Source organism: Haloarcula litorea (assembly GCF_029338195.1).
Lineage (GTDB): Archaea > Halobacteriota > Halobacteria > Halobacteriales > Haloarculaceae > Haloarcula > Haloarcula litorea.
Genome location: NZ_CP119779.1, coordinates 2,033,050 through 2,051,632 on the forward strand (window position 1 = coordinate 2,033,050; position 18,583 = coordinate 2,051,632).

23 protein-coding genes are annotated in these 18,583 nt (G+C 57.0%); 9 read left to right on the top strand and 14 right to left on the bottom strand.

The features are described from left to right. Positions 1 to 20 precede the first annotated feature (20 nt). From P0592_RS10870 to P0592_RS10880, 3 genes are all read right to left on the bottom strand, one after another. Positions 21 to 869, bottom strand: a complete 849-nt coding sequence (locus tag P0592_RS10870) for a hypothetical protein (protein WP_276270911.1) — start codon at positions 867 to 869, stop codon at positions 21 to 23. Between the two features lie 623 nt (positions 870 to 1,492). Beyond that, positions 1,493 to 2,383 carry a hypothetical protein gene (locus P0592_RS10875; RefSeq protein WP_276270912.1) on the bottom strand — a complete coding sequence of 297 codons (891 nt, stop codon included), beginning with the start codon at positions 2,381 to 2,383 and terminating at the stop codon, positions 1,493 to 1,495. Then, positions 2,383 to 3,477 (bottom strand): hypothetical protein, encoded by a 1,095-nt coding sequence (locus P0592_RS10880; RefSeq protein ID WP_276270913.1) that lies wholly within the window; start codon positions 3,475 to 3,477, stop codon positions 2,383 to 2,385. The genes P0592_RS10875 and P0592_RS10880 overlap by 1 nt, the downstream gene beginning before the upstream one ends. Positions 3,478 to 3,712: 235 nt before the next feature. Here P0592_RS10880 and P0592_RS10885 point away from each other — a divergent pair, with 235 nt between their 5' ends. Both P0592_RS10885 and P0592_RS10890 read left to right on the top strand, forming a co-directional pair. Next, a complete protein-coding gene (locus tag P0592_RS10885; RefSeq protein WP_276270914.1) occupies positions 3,713 to 4,225 on the top strand; it encodes an NYN domain-containing protein in 513 nt (170 codons plus the stop codon). Between the two features lie 634 nt (positions 4,226 to 4,859). Next, positions 4,860 to 5,132 (top strand): hypothetical protein, encoded by a 273-nt coding sequence (locus tag P0592_RS10890; protein ID WP_276270915.1) that lies wholly within the window; start codon positions 4,860 to 4,862, stop codon positions 5,130 to 5,132. Between the two features lie 5 nt (positions 5,133 to 5,137). On the opposite strand, the gene P0592_RS10895 is transcribed toward P0592_RS10890, so the two are convergent. Together P0592_RS10895 and P0592_RS10900 are read right to left on the bottom strand one after the other, a co-directional pair. After that, the gene (locus P0592_RS10895) at positions 5,138 to 5,491 is read right to left on the bottom strand and encodes a hypothetical protein (RefSeq protein WP_276270916.1); all 354 of its coding nucleotides are present in this window, start codon (positions 5,489 to 5,491) and stop codon (positions 5,138 to 5,140) included. A gap of 233 nt (positions 5,492 to 5,724) precedes the next feature. Then, the gene (locus P0592_RS10900; RefSeq protein WP_276270917.1) at positions 5,725 to 7,278 is read right to left on the bottom strand and encodes a hypothetical protein; all 1,554 of its coding nucleotides are present in this window, start codon (positions 7,276 to 7,278) and stop codon (positions 5,725 to 5,727) included. A 259-nt stretch (positions 7,279 to 7,537) separates the two neighbouring features. On the opposite strand from P0592_RS10900, the gene P0592_RS10905 reads away from it, so the two are divergent. From P0592_RS10905 to P0592_RS10915, 3 genes are all read left to right on the top strand, one after another. After that, positions 7,538 to 8,011 carry a hypothetical protein gene (locus P0592_RS10905; protein WP_276270918.1) on the top strand — a complete coding sequence of 158 codons (474 nt, stop codon included), beginning with the start codon at positions 7,538 to 7,540 and terminating at the stop codon, positions 8,009 to 8,011. Between the two features lie 176 nt (positions 8,012 to 8,187). Beyond that, entirely contained in the window at positions 8,188 to 8,640 is a 453-nt protein-coding gene (locus tag P0592_RS10910; RefSeq protein ID WP_276270919.1) for a hypothetical protein, read from the top strand. 372 nt (positions 8,641 to 9,012) lie between these two features. Then, positions 9,013 to 9,510 carry a hypothetical protein gene (locus tag P0592_RS10915; protein WP_276270920.1) on the top strand — a complete coding sequence of 166 codons (498 nt, stop codon included), beginning with the start codon at positions 9,013 to 9,015 and terminating at the stop codon, positions 9,508 to 9,510. Here the strand turns inward: P0592_RS10915 and P0592_RS10920 are convergent. Together P0592_RS10920 and P0592_RS10925 are read right to left on the bottom strand one after the other, a co-directional pair. Then, positions 9,491 to 10,201, bottom strand: coding sequence for a hypothetical protein (locus P0592_RS10920; protein ID WP_276270921.1), 711 nt, complete (start codon positions 10,199 to 10,201; stop codon positions 9,491 to 9,493). The genes P0592_RS10915 and P0592_RS10920 overlap by 20 nt on opposite strands. Before the next feature lie 84 nt (positions 10,202 to 10,285). Beyond that, entirely contained in the window at positions 10,286 to 10,528 is a 243-nt protein-coding gene (locus tag P0592_RS10925; RefSeq protein ID WP_276270922.1) for a DUF433 domain-containing protein, read from the bottom strand. Positions 10,529 to 10,658: 130 nt separating this feature from the next. On the opposite strand from P0592_RS10925, the gene P0592_RS10930 reads away from it, so the two are divergent. Next, the gene (locus P0592_RS10930; RefSeq protein ID WP_276270923.1) at positions 10,659 to 10,898 is read left to right on the top strand and encodes a hypothetical protein; all 240 of its coding nucleotides are present in this window, start codon (positions 10,659 to 10,661) and stop codon (positions 10,896 to 10,898) included. 93 nt (positions 10,899 to 10,991) lie between these two features. Further along, on the top strand, positions 10,992 to 11,216 hold the full coding sequence (locus P0592_RS10935; RefSeq protein ID WP_276270924.1) for a hypothetical protein: 225 nt from the start codon (positions 10,992 to 10,994) through the stop codon (positions 11,214 to 11,216). A 41-nt stretch (positions 11,217 to 11,257) separates the two neighbouring features. Here P0592_RS10935 and P0592_RS10940 read toward each other — a convergent pair whose 3' ends face one another. Then, the gene (locus P0592_RS10940) at positions 11,258 to 11,770 is read right to left on the bottom strand and encodes a HalOD1 output domain-containing protein (RefSeq protein WP_276270925.1); all 513 of its coding nucleotides are present in this window, start codon (positions 11,768 to 11,770) and stop codon (positions 11,258 to 11,260) included. Positions 11,771 to 12,181: 411 nt separating this feature from the next. On the opposite strand from P0592_RS10940, the gene P0592_RS10945 reads away from it, so the two are divergent. Next, positions 12,182 to 12,523: a hypothetical protein gene (locus tag P0592_RS10945; protein ID WP_276270926.1), complete on the top strand. Its 342-nt coding sequence runs from the start codon at positions 12,182 to 12,184 to the stop codon at positions 12,521 to 12,523. Positions 12,524 to 12,738: 215 nt separating this feature from the next. Continuing rightward, positions 12,739 to 12,951: a hypothetical protein gene (locus tag P0592_RS10950; RefSeq protein WP_097008592.1), complete on the top strand. Its 213-nt coding sequence runs from the start codon at positions 12,739 to 12,741 to the stop codon at positions 12,949 to 12,951. A 13-nt stretch (positions 12,952 to 12,964) separates the two neighbouring features. On the opposite strand, the gene P0592_RS10955 is transcribed toward P0592_RS10950, so the two are convergent. The 6 genes from P0592_RS10955 to P0592_RS10980 form a co-directional block, all read right to left on the bottom strand. Then, entirely contained in the window at positions 12,965 to 13,591 is a 627-nt protein-coding gene (locus tag P0592_RS10955; protein ID WP_121821059.1) for a site-specific integrase, read from the bottom strand. Between the two features lie 450 nt (positions 13,592 to 14,041). Next, complete coding sequence (locus P0592_RS10960; protein WP_276270927.1) at positions 14,042 to 14,524, bottom strand: hypothetical protein; 483 nt, start codon at positions 14,522 to 14,524, stop codon at positions 14,042 to 14,044. 113 nt (positions 14,525 to 14,637) lie between these two features. Beyond that, on the bottom strand, positions 14,638 to 15,369 hold the full coding sequence (locus P0592_RS10965; protein WP_276270928.1) for a hypothetical protein: 732 nt from the start codon (positions 15,367 to 15,369) through the stop codon (positions 14,638 to 14,640). A 356-nt stretch (positions 15,370 to 15,725) separates the two neighbouring features. Continuing rightward, the gene (locus tag P0592_RS10970; RefSeq protein WP_276270929.1) at positions 15,726 to 16,190 is read right to left on the bottom strand and encodes a hypothetical protein; all 465 of its coding nucleotides are present in this window, start codon (positions 16,188 to 16,190) and stop codon (positions 15,726 to 15,728) included. 97 nt (positions 16,191 to 16,287) lie between these two features. Next, on the bottom strand, positions 16,288 to 17,601 hold the full coding sequence (locus tag P0592_RS10975; RefSeq protein WP_276270930.1) for an outer membrane protein assembly factor BamB family protein: 1,314 nt from the start codon (positions 17,599 to 17,601) through the stop codon (positions 16,288 to 16,290). Positions 17,602 to 17,681: 80 nt separating this feature from the next. Continuing rightward, on the bottom strand, positions 17,682 to 18,500 hold the full coding sequence (locus tag P0592_RS10980) for a helix-turn-helix transcriptional regulator (protein ID WP_276270931.1): 819 nt from the start codon (positions 18,498 to 18,500) through the stop codon (positions 17,682 to 17,684). Between the last annotated feature and the right edge of the window lie 83 nt (positions 18,501 to 18,583).

Genomic DNA, 18,583 nt, shown 5'->3' on the forward strand with positions numbered 1-18,583 from the left:
CTCGAGTACGCTAGCCGGAGTCAATCGGTCAGTTCAGTTTGCTCGGTGGGCTTGCGGTCGACACCCCACTCCTCGAGTTGCTCGATGAACTCATCCATCTCGTCCGGGAAGAACACGGCGTCGATCTTGTCGTTGATACTGCGTACCTCGGTACGGAGCGTTTCCCGGTTGTTATCTACCTGATTCTGTGGGAATTTCGCCACGACGACGAACTTTGAGTCGGGGTAGTTTTGTTTGGCTTTGGTAGCCTCGCTGTCAAAGTTCTTGTTGCGTTTGCGGAAGTCAGATCGATGGAGGGCGCGAACTTCTCCGATCACCTTGTACGGCGGTGATTTTGGGATGGCGAGGTCGGGCTGGCCGGGAATGGACTCATCTTTCTTTACCGAGAGGCCCTGATCCTCGAGGTACTCGCGGACGGTGATCTCGTAGTCGCTCCGTTGGTGGCGCCGTTGGTCGTTCTCCCACATCAGATAGAAGGTGTAGAGTGCGGTTTCGAGGTACATCTCCTCAGGGAGAAGATCGTCGACGGCGTCTGCGAGTTCTTGGCCGCGCATACTTTCGCGGAGGTCTTTCTGGCTCCACGTCTTGATGCGGTCGACTTGTTCGATGCCGTAGACGCGCTCGAATTCGCGGGTGGGGAGGCCGGTGATTTTCTGGAAGAACGGCACCATTACCTCGCTGTCGGCATGCATCGCCTCTAAGAAGTCCTGCTCGGTAGCTTCGTCCCAGAGGATCACTTCGGTATCGCCGCGTTCCTCGATAGTGAACTCGTCTCGAAGGACGGTTTCGACGCGTTTGACGTGTTCGTCAAGGAGGTCGTAGACACCGGGGAGGATTCCCTCAGAGGCTTTTGGATATTGGATAGGCATACGGGCAGTGCATGCTGGGGAAAGATATCATTTCCGGATATGTTACAGAGCTCCTACCTGTGATGCCGGCGATTTAAGTGTCTGTTGACATCCATAATATGACCGAGCCGCTTGACAGTCTTCTCGGTGACGTGGAGGACTAGCCGTTCCCGTCCGACGAGGTTGTGAACTAACCCGACGACTACACTCTCGGGGAGCATATCTCTCATGTCCTTCGCAACGAGTTCCCGCGATGGTATTCGTTGGAGTGGTTGGCGGCGGTTTCTGTCACCGAGAGGAAACAGGGGCGGAGCATCGTTCGGTCGCGGTGATCGCCCCGTAACTCGGTCATCTCGTGTAACAGGGGTTCACGTGTCGTCGTGGGGCCGCTCGTCAAGTAGGTGCTGCAATTCCCGCCGTGGTTACGCCCGAATCAGACTCGACTTGAGAGTGATGAAGGCAGACTTGGCGTGCCCGTATAGTTCTTTCATCGTCGTGATAAACAGCTTTGAGAACTCAATAAATATGGAAGTCGAATGCGTTGGCAGCGCGGGATGCGTGTGATATGATTTCTGATTAGACATGAGGCCGTGTCGTTATACGGGGATACTTGTTGCGGGAAGTAAACCGACTGTCTAAAAATCTCAGTCTACGTAGTCACCGATCTCGGTCTGCTCCAGTTCGGCCTGCACGTCCTCAACGAACTCGTCCACCTTCCGCTGAAGCGCCTGAAGCGACTTCGAGACGGCCTTCCACTCATCCTTGTTCCCGGCCTGCACCTTCTCGATGTGCTCGTTCAGCCCCTTCTGCTGGTACTTGTTGATGACCTTCTCGGTGTGAGCGCGGAGTTCCTTCTTCATCTCCTCGTCGAGGTCTACCCACAGCGGGTGCGCGTCCTCGAGCAGGTCATCGGCGTCGAACGTGTCCTGTTCGAGGGCGACGTGGACGGTGGACTGGAGGATCGAGATGGTGAACTGCTGGTAGTCGTCATCGCCCGTCCCCACATCGAACGGGAAGTAGTCCGTCGGAAGCCGCCGCGTCCCCGTCCGGATCGGAAACTGTGCCTGCAGCTCATCGAGGTTGAACTCGTAGTCCTCGAGGGTGCGGATGGTGAACTGCTTGGCGTCCTCGTCGAAGTGGACGACCGCGAAATCATTCTCGGGGAGGAATGGGTTGACCGAGAGATCGGCGAAGGACGAGTAGGCGAACTCGGCGTCGTAGTCCTCGCCCGCCTCGGCGGACGAGACGACGCCACGCGTGAGCAGGAACTCGGGCGAGTGGTGGATGGCCTCGTACTTCTCGTTCTGCTCCTCTTTCAAGGTCTTCGACTTGCAATCGATGACGATGGAGTGGTTGTGGCCGCGGCTGGTAAGAATCAGGTCAGGGTTCACCGCGTCGCCGTCGTGGAAGAAGTGGGGATCGATGATGTCGACGGTGTAGCCGAGGCGGCGAAGCGAGTCGGGGAACATCCTGTCGATCTGGCAGAGGGCGATCCAAGCGTTGATCTGCTGGGTGTGATCGGAGACGTTTTGCATCACTCCAGCACCTCCATCACGGCGTTCGAGTCGTAGTGACGCTGGAGGTTGGCGTAGATTCGCAGGGCCGTGTTCCCGCATGCCTCCTCATCGAGGTATAGGCGAATCCATTCCGGACAAATCTCCATCGTGTACTTGTCGTTGTTGTGGAGATCGATTCCCTTCACCTTCCAGTACTGGTCGTCCAACTTCGTCTTCGCACCCCACAGGCGGAGCGGGTTCTTCGAGGTGATGATGTTCTCGATGAACTCCCGGACGTCCTCAATTTCGTTATCCAATTCGATGACGAGTGGCGTGCCGTCGATTCCGGTGCCGTGTTCCTTCGACTCGTAGGAGATGCGGTGGTGTTCCTCGATTCGCTGGAGGAGGTTGGCATACCGGTTCTTGATCTCTTCCACCGTGTCGATATGGAGTTGAATGGAGTCGCCGCCCGACGTGGTGAAGCGACCGTTGTGTGTGACGCGCTCCAAGACGAACGAGCCGCTGATTTCGCGCTTGATGCCGACCGCCGAGAGGGAGAGAAATGAGGATAGCTCCTCTTGACTGTCGAGGATATCGAACAGGGTGCTGGTTCCGCGACCGCTGCTCTGGACGGAGAGGTCTCCGAAATCGAGCCTGTCCTCGATGTAGTCCGAGGAGAACACCTCGTCGGCCTCGTAGCTGACGCCAACGTCGCGGAACTCCCCCATCTCCATAATGTCGCGCTGTTGCTCGACGGGCATCCACGTGTAATCAAGGCCGTTGCGGACGCCGCTCACCATATCCTTCACGACCGCCTTCGCATCGTCCGACTCCTCAAGGGTGTAGAGCGTCCAAAATCGCGAGTCGCTGGAGTCGAGGAAGAAGGTGTGATCGTTGCCGTTGCGGCGGATGACGAGTTCGTGGAGATCAAAGTCCACTTCGCGTGCCTCGGCGATGTCCACTCGCTCTCGGAGTTGCTCGGGGGTGACGTTCGACTCGATGAGGAACGTCTTGAGCATCGTCTGTCCGGGCTGCAATTCCTGATCGTCCACCAGCTCGTCGTACGTGCCCTCGATGGTGTACTCGAGGTGCTCGAAAAGGTCACGTCGGCTTTGGATGCTGGTGGTGGACATTCTTCCGAGGTTCTTGTTCCGATTTAGTGGTTCGTGTGCCCAGTATGTTAATAATTACCAGATCGGGGTGAAAGTGGTTTCTCGTCGCGTGATCCGAGATTCTGACAGGAGGGTCTTATTCGTGATGGTGTTCTTGAGGGTGGTGGAATGAGCGTGTGACTGTCTAAACGGGGCCGTGCCACCTCCCCGACTGTTCATTTTGACTTTTAATAAGTGTGCGATATGAGAAAGTAGTATGTTGGACAGACGCCAGATGGTGTTCATCGACGGACAGAACATCTTCTACAGCGCGAAAGACTACTTCGGCGAGGAGGTCAGAATAGACCTGCCGAGACTGATCGATCACTTCGCCATCGGTGATCTGAAGGAGACGTACTTCTTCGATTCGCACTTGAGAGATCAGGACAAGAGCGGTTTCTACAATTTTTTGCGGGAGAACGGCTTCGTCGTGGAGTCAAGCACCACTCGGTACCGCGATCACGGCCCGGAGGCCGTCGGGATCGATGTCGGCATCTCCACGGAGATGGTTGGCCGGGCGCATATGGACGAGTACGACGAGGCGCTGCTGTACTCGGCGGACACGGACTTCATTCCCGCGATGGAGCACGTGCAGGAACACGTGGGGAAGGACGTGGCGGTGGTGCAGTTTGAGGACGATGTCCGCGAGCGGATGGAGGATGCCGCCGACCGCTTCATCACGCTTGACGACGAGGTGGAGGACTTCGTGTACGATTTTCCGGAGCGGTGACTGGCGGTGTAGTTGCGGAAGGAAGTATTTTGCAGGCTGAACTCCGCCTCACCGATCCGATGCGAACTTGTTCAGTTCGCGGATCGTGTCAGGGAGACGGCGCCGGTTCCCACCCGGCTACCTGCGGGGAAGTATTGCACTTGAACGTATCCACGCGATTTTCATAAAACTTGCTGACTCCGTGTTGCGCTTCAAAAATGAGAAGGTGCATATTTACATGGATAGCGGAAGTGCAGTACTTGTTCTACAGTCAGACTACCGGGTACAGATAGTGAAGACGTTGCGCTGAACATCCAGATGAAGGAATCGCAGCCTCGACAAATTCCCCCGGGTGAGTACGACGAGTTCGAGCGTCCGCCGAAATCAGAGCGTCGAGACCCTTCGCGGACTCCAAACCCCACACTTGTCGGCTTCGTGAGCGCGTCCACGAAATGATCGCGCGAAATGTGCGCGAGATAGAGCGCGGACGCCCCGGGCACAGAGTTCTGATGGACTGGCCGTTTGAATCGGAGATCGAAGTTACCGTGGCCGAGCAGTAGCTGATTGACACTGTGACTCGTTGTGCGGCGGTTGGTGAACTCCCGACCGAGCTGGAACTGCTCGTCGAGGCGTCGAAAAAGATTTCAGCCAAAGAATGACCCTGACGTACCCGAACCCCGACGTTGAGGAGATGGTGTTGGACGAGGTGTCTCACAGGGATGTGAGCGATCCGGTTCCCGCCTTGGGCGTGTTGGAAAGGGCGTATATCGGTGATTTTTCGGTGGCGGTCAAGCGGCGCGGGGAAGAGATCGAGCTGCACCTGTGGGGCGATGACGGCGTGTGTGAGACGGCGCGGGAGGTGATGCGGCGGTGCGACTACACCCGGATGGAGCGGGACGGGAACGTGGAGACGTGGCGGTTGGAGTGATCCTCTCACTCCCCGCCGAGTGCCTTCTTCAGGTTGGTCAGGTCAACGGTCAGTATGTCTTCGCTGTCGTCCCACCTGCAGGCGTACCGCCCACGCGCTCGATCGCTCAGTATCGCCTCAACGGGTTCGTGTGCTCCGATGTGGATCGCACCGTCCTCAGGGTGTTGCACTGCGTATCGTTTTTTCGGGTTCGACTCCTTCTCGCTGAACTCGATCCCGATCGCCTCGATGGGGCGGTCTTCATCGACATATATAACCGCCGAGTTGATCCGCTCGACGTCGATGTCGTCCGGGAGTTCTTCTCGGACTGCGCCCGCTGATACGCGGATGCGTCCGTAGCCGATCGTCACGTACGACATCCCTATCTTGTGTTTTGCGGTGATGAGGTGAATCCGTTTTGCTTTCGATCGGGTTGTACCTTATGCGTCAAAAAGGTGTGAAAATCAACTGATGGAAGACAGGCATCCGCACGTCCTGTACGATGGCGTCGAGGTGACGGTTGATGAGGAAAACGACGAACTTGAAGAGTTACAGAAATGAATGTGGATGTATCACACTTACTGACAGCTCTAAGTCAACACTTGATTAAACTCTACTCGTTGGTAAGCACCTCAACATTATCGGTGCGGAAGTCGGCATCGCTCACTCCCCACGAGATGATTTGGTCGTCTCGACTCGAGGAGAGGTGCTCGATGAAGATCGGGTCTTCATCCTCTTCGACGCTCACAGACCATCGGGCGTAGTCGTGATCGCCATCGTCGATGGCCTGCTCCACGAAGTACACGGATTGCTTGTCATCAGTACCAAAGTCGGCTATCGTTATCTCTGTTTCTGCCTCCGTGATGGACACAACCTCGCCCTCGACTTCTCCCACTCGGAGATGGTCGCCCTCATCGATCCTTTCGAGTGTCCGGGCAAGTTCCTCGTCCACGTCGTACAGGACTCCGATTTTCTCTTCCTTCACACTATCAAGCAACTCGTCAAGGCGCTCATCGTCAATCACGTCTTCCAACACGTCCACCGCATCGTTATCGTATGCTCTACTGACCAGTTCACGCTCCGTCACATCGGTGTGATCGAGCAATGCCTCGCAGGCGTTGATGTCTCCCTTGAAACAGGCCTCCTGCACGCGACTCTCGTCAACAACATCGTGGCCGGGGCCCGTCCCCTCACCTAACGTTTCAAGATCGCCCCACACTCCAGCGGTGCTCAAGGTCTGTCGGTGCTCGTCAACGGTTAGCTCGGGATCAAAGTACCCTGTCCAATCGCGCACGCCCTTCCGCATCGCTAAGGACTTGACCCACATCGCCTTGAACCGGTCTTGCGGGGCGTTGTACCCCGCCTTGTTCCTGATACGTTCCACTTCATGATCCGCCAGCTTTGTCTTCATCAGCGGCTCATAGTCATCACTCTCCGCTTCGATCATTTCCATGCGCTCCACCTGCACGTCGTCGACCAGCTGCGGATAGAATTCGATGGTCTTCTCCCGCCTGTCATCATCCGATGTGAGCGCGTAATTCGGTATCTTATCGCGCCAGTCGTTGGCCCTCTCCCGACGTCCCAGTTCGACTCTCCGCGTTTTCAAATCAACGCCTTCCTCGTTGTCCTCCATCCACCCCACGGCGTGCTCAAGTGTTCCCCAAAACTCGCCGGACGTGATGACCACCCCTTGGTTGGGTTCGCCGGCGTAAACGTCGTCGCGATCCACGAGCTTGAAGATGTACTGGCCGTCTTCAGGCCTGATGGCGGCTCTCGTCTCGGTTCCTCCATCGTCAACCCAGTGCAAAACAGGACGGTGTCCACCGTCAACTCGCGTGTAAGTGCCGACATCGTGTTCCCACGCGCCGATGTCCGTCGCATACTCCTCGCTCTCGACCGCCGGCCCGGACTCCCGTCTTTCCAGCCATTCCATGGTTTCCTGCAGCACCGCCGTCCACTCCCCCTGAGTTTCCCAGACGGTGATGTCCTCGGCCGGCTTCGAGTAGATGACCTGCGCCGTCGCGGGACTGGTCTCGTCTGCCGGCGATACGGTGACGGTGTGGTCGCCGTAAGACCACTCCATGTCCAGATCATCCCCGAGTTCCGCATCCAATTCCCAGACGCCGATGCTCTCCAGCCCTGCTTCACGGAAAACATCGTCCGCCATTTTCACCCGGGGCGTACACGCGCGAATATCTTTAACTTCAGGTTGCACCGTCGTCCTCTGAAGGAAAACGCGAAAAAGCCAAGGCACCCTCCCAAAGGCGCCACGCGAGGAAACCGAGGTGAGCAGCAAGCCCGACGTGTTCTGTGTCGGACTCATCTCGTTGGTAACACAGGTTGAATAAAAAGGCTGGCACGGCAGCACTCTGGCGCGACCGGTCATTAGCCCCCGTTCTAAGTCGCTCGAAGTCAGACAGACGGGTATGACCGTCGTTGAGCGACTGCAATCGAACTGGTCGGAGGAACTGCCGCACGGAGTGATGGAGTGGGAGGGGAACGTTAACGAGGTGGCCGGTCTGGAAACCCTGCCGAATCGATCCGGGGACGTGGACGGAATGCAGCTGGGGGTGCCATCCACGGGAAACTTGGGTCTCGTTCTGTCTTCACCGGAGCTGGTGGACGAGTACGTGGAAACGCACGCGGATGGAAACATCGACGTGCCGCAGTACTACTCTGGGTTCCCGGAGCGCGACGAGCTTGTTGTGGAGCGTGGTGGGGATGGTCTTCGATCGGATGTGGTTGAGGCGGGCATTCGGGTGTTGAACGGTGGTGACAGGTACGATGAGTCTGAGTTCACCTTGTATGACTGTCTGCAGGGTGACGACGTGATGCCCTGTCCGCTCGTCAGAGAGGGTCACGGGTGCGTGCTTCTCACGCCGGCGCTCAAACCGGAGTGATTCTACACGTCGAGGAATGGGTGCGGCTGGTGTCCGCTGTTCTTGACGATTCGGCGGACGTTGAGGCGCATCTTGTGGCTTGACGTGTGACATCCCTGCATTCTTGCACGGCGGACGAGTTCGAACAACACGTTCCGGAGTGACATCTAACAGGCTGGAATGCGGTACTGAAGTGTATGAGGCATCAGCTGGACGACGCCGGACGCATCGTCTTGGCTGACGATCTGGCCAGCAGTTGCGTGGTCACCGGTGAGGCGTTATCTAGTGGAGACATCCACTTCCGCATCTGGATACATCTCCCCGACGAATGGGATGCACCCACGTTCATCGATATGTCCGCTCAGAAGGTGAAGGACTGCATTTCGCGTCTGAGGACAGGTGAGGGGATGGAGACATTTGCGACGTGGACGAAGAGCGGTGGGCCGGGTTTCGAGTGTCCGGTGTGTTTGACTGATCGGTACGAGCCGGGGGTGGATAACTTGGGGGTGGATTTGTGTCATCGTTCGGACGGAGAGTTGCGTGCCGCTGATGGGAAACCGTTCCTGCACGCCGACTGTGTTGATGATTTCTGCGACGTGCTGGAGTCGGTGTTTGACCAGTATCCGAAAGTGATGCTCGAGTTCGTGTGAGTGCAAGCGGTGTGGTGGTTCGGCGTTGTGCGGAATCTCCTACCGTCTCGCGGTAGTACGGGTTTTCAGCCGTGTGGCTCAACTATGATCCAGACGCGGAGGCGTCAGGTCAGCAGACGTTTGACGGGTTTTGACTTCCTTCGGGCGTTCGTGTTTTACCGGCCGGGGGCGGAGTTCCGAGCGATACAGACACGCTTGCCGCTGCGTTGAGAGCCGAACAACGGTAACGTTGGCATCTGACCACCTGTGAGGGGGTGGGCGGAGAATGGAGCGTGTGACACTTCCCGCCCACGACCGACTCGCCTCGCCACCCACATAGTGGCTAAATTTCTGAAAGCCAAAGTCATTCGCCGTGGAATCCCCGGGACGCGTATGTCGGACGACGCCATCGAGCGACTGCACTCGAATTGGTCGGACGAACTGCCCCGGGGATGGTGCGAGTGGAAAAAGCGAGTCGACATCGAAGGTATTGACGTGTTGATGAACCAAATGTGCGACATCCCGAATCTGGATTCGGTTCACAGCCGTCGGGTTGGCCACCTGCTGGGACTCGTCGTCTCACCTAAGGAAGATGTGAGGGCGTACGTGGACGAACATGGAAACGGAACATTCGAGCTACCGCGATACTACTCGGACTTCGGGGACGAGTGGAAGGATGCGCTGTATTCGGTCGAGGACGGTCACTCACTGCGCTCTCCAGTGGTGGAAGCCGCGCTGAGGCTGTTGAACGGAGGCGGTCGATACAGCCGGGACGAGTACACGCTGTACAACTGTCTGGCCGCTGACGATGAGCCGCTGCCCTGTCCGTTGATCCGTGAAGACGTGGGGTGCGTGATGATATCTCCAGTCATCAGCGCGGGGGACGATTGAAGGTGCGAGGAAGGACATGAGCAGCGAGTCCACCTGTCCCGGGCGGACTCACCTCTTGGTAACAGAGGGTGGGATAAAAAGGCCGGCACGGCGGGGCTGCCCCGTCCGCAGCCCCGGGCCGGCATTCAAGTACGAACACCACCTCATTCAGAAGTGCGTCCCGCAGGGCACGGGGCGACTCGGTGTTGGTGCTCTTGGGAGGGTGCCACCGCTTTCCGCCATCCTTTCTCTTCCTCGTCGGGTAACAGGACAACACCGACACGGTGCAACTGCACCGCCACTCGTCGTAGGGCGGATGTGTGACTCCGAAGTCAAACGTCTCGAAGTCCATCGGATCGCCAACGCGATACCCTTCACCAGTCCACATCAAGGGCGCACGATTCCCTTCATCGCCCTCGATTGTTGCGATGCCTTCTTCGACCGCCACAACCTCGGCCCACATCCCGTCCAGCGGAAAATGCACGCGGTCGCCGGGACTGAGATTGTTGATGCCGTGCTCGGAGCGCGGTTCGCCTTCTGCGATGAAGGGTTCTGTTCTGAACTCGTCGTCGGTCGCTGGAGTCCCTTCGTCGTCACGCTTGTCTGCCATATCCCCTGCTGACTCGCCGCCGACCGGCCCCAAGTAATCCCAGTGATGCTCACCGTCGTCGTAGGTAACGCGGTAAGCATACGGGCCGTGATCCTCGATCATTTGCGAACGATTGCCATCTGCAAACGTTGGTAGGTGTTAGAAAGTTTAGTTTTTGTTGCGGCGGGGGTCGTCAGCGTTGGTAACTCACTCGTCGCGGGTCGCGGTCTTCAGCGACTGTTCCAGACGTTCACGAATCTGTTCCATCTCTTCCTCGTGTTCGTCGTGGTACGCGAGTGCGGCTTCAACCTGTTCGTGGTCGAGCGACCACATTTCGACTACTTCCTTGACGGATTTTGCTTCAACAGCGTCGTACACGTTGAGCACCGTGAGGCGCGGCTCGTCTTCAAGGACGGGAGTGTCGCCGGATGTGTCGATGTGATCCGACATATGCGTTGGTAGTGCATCCGCGGTTGTATGTGCTCTCCCGGTGCGGGTCGTTGGTAAGTGAGGAACCCGCTTTGGCTTTCAACTATTAGAAAGCAAACAGATACACGACACGGGGACGTACAACGACTTGATGAGTGACAGCTTCGATAGTGTGCGCGAAGCACTCGAAGCGTTGAAACGCGGCGAAATCACCGCCGGGGAAGTCCGAGAGAAGTTCGGCCACGTCGACGGTATCGAGCGTAGCATCTCGGTGGCGATAGCAAAGTGGAATCAGGATATGACGCAGGAGGAGTTTGAGGACTCGTTCTCCGCCGAGTTCTCCCTCGATGAGGAGTGTCCGACTCTGACCGAGGTACGGGAGATGGACTAGCCAGTCAATTGGGACGACGCCGACCGCTTGACGTCCGTGGTCTATGGGTTGCGGCAGCCCCGGCAAACGGAGTGGATCGCGGAGCGTACCAACGTGGATGAAGAACGTGCGGAAGAGGTCTTAGCGGGGCTCGACTGGGTGTCGTCCCTTGTCGGCGACAGAGAGTGGTGGTATCCGTGCAGCATCAAGGAGCGCGTTGAGGAGTTCGAGAATGTTATCGGTGGCGAGGAAGACGGCTACACGACCGACGAGGTGGCCGAATTGTTCGACGTTGACGTGCAAGACGAGTACCGCGACAAGCGGTGTTCTGGGCGCTGATTTCGTCGGATTTACATTCAAGACGTGGGGTGATTGGTGAGTCAGTTCCCGTTGCACTCGCTCTGTTGCGAGATGATGTGTTGCCCCAGTCTGCGTGCGACTTCCGCCGTCTCGTCTCTGACATCATTTGCCGAGACCTCATCTTCCGACTCCCAAGCGATCCACTCCCCGTCGCGGTACGTCTCGCCGGGGACGTGATCGTCAACCTTGTCGACGAGATGTTCCGTGCATTCGGGCGGTTTCACGAGCCCTCGAAGCCCGGTATCTGTCCGCTCAATGCGACAGTCCATCCCTGACTCGCACCACTCACCAACGACAACATCGGCCAGCACGGTGACTTCTTCGGTCGACGCGTGTACGCGATATCCGGCGTAGTCGAAACTGACCTCAACATCACTCTCGCTGTTGAGCAATTGATTCAGCGCATCCGGATCGACGACAGCGTGGAGGCTCGGGAGTTCGTCGGGTGGCGTGTTGGAGGCGGCGGCGACTGCTTCGATGATGGCCTGTGCCGGCTTGGCGTCTTCGAGCGGGATACTGACTGCCGTGGTCATTTGTTTGTCCGTACGTTTAATTGAGTTCGAGTCATCGTTCGACATGGGTCGATAAACCCCGGCTGGGGGTTTTGAGACCCACCCGGCGGCGCGGGATAGGGCCCGCGCTGCCCTCTCACAGGACGCAGCCCGGCGGGTCGTTGCCGTGTTTTGTCGCGTCGTACTTAACTGTCTGACAAACGCGATATTCTGCAGCCTGTGACTGTTCCACACGAAGTCAAGGGGGTCTCTCGTCGTTGGTAAGGAGTTTCGTGGCTAGCCATCCGCAGATGGCAACAACCCCGATCTTCTGCTGGTCGCGGCGGATGCGTCCCCAGTAGTCCAGATATGCTATGTCGGCGAGTTGGGACAGGCACTCATGAGCTGCCGTGCCGGCGTTTAAATATATCTGGCGTATCCGCGGATCGTGCTATGCCCGACGACAGTAACGACAACGACGGTGAGGGAATGAACGTGGTTGACCCAGAGGAGATCGATCACGCGATCGACCGTCTGGATCAGAAGCGACTGGCGATCGATCTGCTGGCCGCGCAGCGAGACATCGCGGGATCGCTGGTGGGTGTGCCTGTGTGCGAGGATCAGGAGGAGTTGGTGTTTGGCGTGTTGCACGATCTCGAGGAGGCTGCGGAAGCGGTGTGGCCCGGCGATGATATGCCCGATGTCGGTGAGATTGCAGGCGGCGACTGGGATGATGAGGAAGAGAGCGAGGGTGAAGACGAGTCGGACGAAGAGGAAGAAGACGGGGAGGAGTAAACCCCGTTGTATCTGCGGGATGCTCGCCTACCACTTGCGTCCCGCAGTTGACCTCTGTGTCGGATGCTGTGGTCGGTTGGATCAAGGCCGTGTTCCGCGGACTGCCTGACGAGCAGGCATCGTACAGTTGTATCTATTTTCTTATATGTGTCTCGCAGACTGGGGTACACCAAACCGTCACGCAAACCTAAGTGACAGGCACCAAGACAACTGATATGGTGTTCGCAAGCGCCCTCAAAGAGAACCTCTACGACCTGTGGATGTGCTGGGAGTGTGGCACCGTCCGTGCCATCGAAATCTCCGAGAGAAACGCCAACGCTCCGATCCGCGACCAGAAACTCGAAGACCACGGACTGGAGTGTCCCGCGTGTGGAAACAAGGGTGCCGAGAAAATTGTCCCGGAAGAAGACGTGCCGAACTGGGATTGACACTCCGGCGTGATCAACTCAGGCCGACGCGCTTGATCTCGTCCGCGACAACATCGTCGGAGGGCGTCTTGATGTAGTCCTCCATGGCTCCGAGTGACGACCAACCTCCGATGGCCATCACGGTGTGTGGGTTCATCTCCTTCCGCACGAGTCGATCCTGCGCGAAGAACCGACGGAGGTCGTGAGCGGACAGCTTCTCCCAGTCCGCACTCCGACCCGGGACATCATCGCCCCGGGCGGCCATCTCGTCACCAAGCTCGTGAACGATGTCTCGGACGCGACTCTTCGTGACGCCGAGAAGCAACTCGTCTTCCTCAACGCCCAGCTTGTGCCGATTCTCCAGCAACTCCACGTACGCGTCCTGTGGGATGTGGGCGTCGCGGAGCTTCCCACCGCTTCCGGTGGTATCCTTCCCCGCCTCTTCGTGGACGCGGAGCCAGTACAGACCGTCGTCGGCGTACATGTCCTCGGGTCGGACGGCCGCCATCTCCTGCGCTCGAAGTCCGACGGAGCCGCCGAGCAGCGCGACGGAGTGATGCTTGTGTGATCTGTCCTCTGCAACGTCGCATAGGGCCTCGTACTCTTCGGGCTTCAGCCAGAGCTTGTATTCGGAGTCTCCGGCTGTTGACTTGACTCGCATCGACGTGACGAAAGTATGAGTTTCCGGCAAATAAGTGCCGGCCGGCTGGGGGTGTTCGGTTTGGCTGCTGTGTTGAAACGGCTGATTTTGCGGGTTAGAGAGGGTCGGGATGGTTCGCGGTGCCGATAATTACAAGAAATCGTCACCTGCCCTCGCTGCTGAACCGAACAGGGGTGGGGTTGCTCTCGACGTGAGCCGGTCGACGAACAGGACTCGTTAGAAAGTCAGCTCGATCTCCCAGCCGCCCAAGTCTACTCGTCGCTGGTCGGATGATGCTCGACTGCTTCACCGCGAACCACATCGCCCGTATCGATGTGATCACGTCGTCGGCAGTCGTCGCATCCGACGCTGACACCCGTCCCGGGAAAGCTGATGGAGATCGTCACGTCGGCACTCCCGCAGGCTGGACATCGCAACCATGGGGAAAGAAGTTCGATAACAGACTCCATCTCATTCGATCCCCTCGAGCAACTCCTGCAACTCGGCCCGCTTCTGCTCCAGCATCCAGTCCACGTCTTCCACCGCTTCACCGGCAAATCGGTGCGAGTGAGCGACCAGCGTGTTGACCGCAGATAGGTAGTTCGCCAGCGCGGTCTGCTTCTCCACCTCGCCGTCAGCATTTTTGTATTCGGCCAGCGTTTGCTCCACGATGCTGAGCGTCGTGTCAAGGTCGTGATCTTCAGTCATATCTCGAGGACGTCCCGTACTCTCGCATATATGCCGGCCTCGCTGCTGCTTCGCTGGCTCCCATTCATCCCATCTCTCAAGTGCGTTTTCACCCCGGTCAAGCCCTTCGAGAGCGTGAGCAGCGTCGATACTGGCGGTCAGCGGCGGACCTCGTCCGCTGTCGCCCTCCTCGAGCACTTCTTCCAGCACATCGCGCAGAATTGGAATGCACTCTCTTGCTTGCTCGGTTTTTGTTTTTTCGCTCATACCGATTGTATCGGCGTATCGGCGTATCGGCCCCTAAATATTGGCTTTCCGATAATAGAATGCGATTTCACTCAAGACGTTGGGTGTTGCGCTCGTTGGTAAGCAGCGACTCGTCAAGTCAGATTCCACGCGAACTCGGAGTACGCGACGAACACCGTGTAGAACACCCACAGCACGCTGACGAAGACGAACGTTGGATACGCGATATCCTTGAAGTGACGCCACGTGTACCACGAGTACTTCGGATCTTTCCGCTCTGGATCGATAGACTCGGGGAGATAGTCGCATACTTCGTCGGCGTGACTGTCTCCAACGACCGCAACAACACAACCGTCCTCTTCGGCTGCATTGGCAATCTTGTTGGCCATCAATTCGTTCCGACTCTCCGAAGATCGCGTGGATTCATGGAGGCGGAGGACAAGCGGAGGAAGCATCGCGCTGAGAATCAGTAGAGAGACACCGTAGAAGTGAACGCCAGCAATGCCGAACAGAGCTGCTCCGAAGAACAATACGAGAAACAACACGGCGGCGAACACTCGGACGAGGATGTGCGAGTTTTCGAGGATGGCCGCGTCGGACTCTCGGGTCTTCACCACCTCGGCATCCTGTGCCTTGGCGATGTCTTCAAGGACGGAGCTGTCGGTGTAGAAGACGCGGAAGAACAGGTACTCGGTGAGCAGCATCGCAAAGGCGTACCACTGCTGAAAGAGGCCGTACTCGGCATCTTCCTCGGGCCCTTCCAGAACGAGGTGATCGACTCCCTCAGTGAGAATCTCCCGCTCGTGGGCTTGGTCGCCACGTGAACTGTGATATTCTCCCTTGACGATTACCTCTCCCTCGGACATTACGGTGGCCTGACTCTTCACATCTCCTTAACGCTTCCTCGCCCGTTGGTGAAGATTGGATCACGCGGCAGAACAGCCGGGGGTATTTCAGAACGTCAGCCGCTCCTCAACAGAATAGCGACGAGTGATTAAAGTAGGTGAAAATCAGCTCTCGGATGCGCGGGGGATCAATCTCATCGACGAACATCCAAATCCCTATCCAACTCCTTGGTCAATCCCTCTAAGTCATTCACCATCTCCTGTATCACTCAACAACCACATCCGAGTCGATCAGATCACCCGTTGCCGGAGAGGACAGATCTGCAAAACAGTCCGGGCATTCCTACCCACAATAGTCTCGTTGACTGTTACCCTAATTAACGCAATTGTGCCGCCACGTCTTCTACTGCGCTTTTAACTGCCTTCTCTTCCATCCCTGGCTGTAGCAGTACCCGACTCGAAGCATCTCGTTGCTTGCCGTTCTTGTGTCCACTCACTCTCACCTTTGCCTTCGGCAGAAATGATGTCCGCCGTTTTACCTCGAACTCCCCGTCTCTGAACGAGGCATCGATAGTTAGCTTTCTGAATAGAAAGGGACTGTTGTAGGTGAGGTTGAGCACTTCGAATCCGACATCGTACTCCCGAGCCAAATTCTGAGCCCGCTCGCTGGCCTCCTCTCGGGCAGAATCAATAGAGGTGAAGGAAGTGCCGATCCCCTCTGCAACGTTCCCCTCTCGGTCGCGTGCCGTTGCCTTCACGATGTACGGTCGCTTTTCGTGTACGTAGACGGTGTTTTCAACCTCCACCTGGTCGCGATTAGATACGTTCTCGTGTTGGGCCATTTCAGCCAATACCTCGGCAAGAACAGCGGAGTAATTAATGGGCTTAACACTTGTTCACTTGTTGAACGAATGAGGATCAGAAAGTATCTAATTCAGCTCAGGCTGGCCCGTACACGGTAAGGTCGTCACCCAACGTGTACAGACGGTTGCCGACAACTGTTGGGATGACGCCACCGGTATCCGTAATTCGCCCTGTTTGTTGTCCATCTTCCGTATTCAGTATGCTAATATTGCCATTACCGAGTCCGACATACATCGACTCACTTCCGATAGCAACGGGTGTCCTCGTGTACGATAGCGTCGATATCTGGTTTGTCAGCGGGGCTTCCCACTGCTTTGACCCATCAGAGGCTGAGTATGCGAGAATAGACTGAGGCCGAACAAGGTAAACAGATGATTCGTCTGCTATCGCTGCTCTAACCGCTGTGCCGTTGTAGATCTCGGTATTGCTCCATCGCAACTCGCCCGCATTCAAGTCGTACGCGAATAGCCCATCCGGTGTCGAATGAAGATACAGCATATCGCCGACTGCCGCGATGGTCGTCTTGTACACCTCAATTGAGGAAACACCAAGAGAGATGGTTGCTTGTTTCGAGAGGTCGTTCAAATCAAGCACGGTGGAGGGGCTCCCGTAGGAGATCAGTCGATCGCCCACCAGCGTACCAGTCAGATCAGTGAAAATGCCAGTCGTCTCTCCCGATACAGTCGTTCTGTTGACGACGTTGCCTTCTTGAGCGTTGACGGCCGCGATGGTCTCTTCTGAAGATGCAGCTTCGCTCGCCCGATAGTACAGGGTTTGCCCATCAATCACCGGCATGTACGTTCTCGATCCTTCGAGGTCTGGTGTACTATGAAGGAACTGTCGACTGCCATCGGCGGTGGAGAGGCCAATTATCTCATTTCCGTCTGCACCGATGAGTGTTTCTTCGCTGGCAGGATACAGGTCGTAATTGAGATCGCGTTCCCAGAGTCTGTCCCCGGTACCGTCGAAGCTTCGCATTCCCGTGCCTTCGCTCGGAGTCTGTCCGCTAATCGTGACTTGACCGTTATAGGCGACAAGCGATTGCGGATTGCCATACGAACTTATACTCGCCGTCCACAACTCGGTCGCGTCCGAACCCGGGCCGCTGTATTCGGCAGTATACTTGTTCGAGTTCCCATCAAGGTGGCCGGGAATGATACCGATATCGTTCTGATAGGGGGCTGGCGGTTCATCTGATCCCTCGGTGGTCGTATCTGTCCCAGACGATGCCGTATCGGTCGAATTTTCTTCCGAGTCAGGCGAACTCGTCTCCGGGCTATCGCCTTGGCCACCTGTAGATGAACAACCGGCGAGCCCTACGAGGCTGGCTGCCGTTGCAGAAAGAACCATCCGTCGATACCAGCGTCGTTGCTGCGTGTCTTCCGACATGTCGTTTCAAAATGCCGGGCACCTACGAGAGTAATTAATGGGCTTAACACCTGTTCACGCCGTGAACAGGCCGCTTGCTGTTAGGAAGATTCCGACTCCAGAGCATCTTCGGGGACGTGCTCCTCCAACGGATCGGCAGCCACGAAGTAGTCCCTAAATACGGCTTCTGCCCAGCGGATCGCCGGCTGTGATTCCGCCTCGAAATGGCCGAGATACTCCGATTGGTCCCCGTGAACGAGCAGATACACGATTCCATCCGCTGGAGATGGCCCCTCATCAGCGACGTACATTCCATACGGAATCGATTCACACACGCGAATGTCAGCGTAGTCGCTTTTGACCAGATTCACCATCCAGTCGATATGGCGGTTTACGAGCGACTCCATCACGTGCTTCTCGAGGACGAGATCGAGTTGCAACTCCTCTTTTTCCACGCTCTGGTCGTAGATGGTCTGCGCGAACTTCGTGCTGTTGTCGGCAACGCCAAGTCCACAGAGACGGTCAGCGTCTTTGATCCGTCTGATAGCCTTCTCCACATTCGCTTCCATCGACGGCGGTTGTACCGGAACTGCCTCCGCATCGCGGAAGAACACGGGATCAAGAGGCGCCTCGTCCGGAAAGTGCTCAATCAACCGATTTCCGGATTCAATCGTCTCAGTAGCGGCTGTCGCTCCTCTCACTGCGTCCAGTATAAGTTCACCCTCTCGGGTAATCTCGTATGTGCCGTTCTGTTTTTCCACCAACCCTTTCTCGTCAAGCTCTTCGGTCGCACGGTGAACCGTCGGGCGCGAGTCTCCAACTGAGTCCACGAGGTCACTGCGCCGCTGTGGTTGTTTGGCCAGCTGTTCCAGGTACTGCTGTCGCTGAAGAACAAGTTGGACAACATCTGCGGCCCCCATCGTACAGCGTTATATATGTGAATTACAGGAAAAAGACTAATCCTGAATTCGAGTATTGCCTGGAATTGGGTCCAGGTTACACC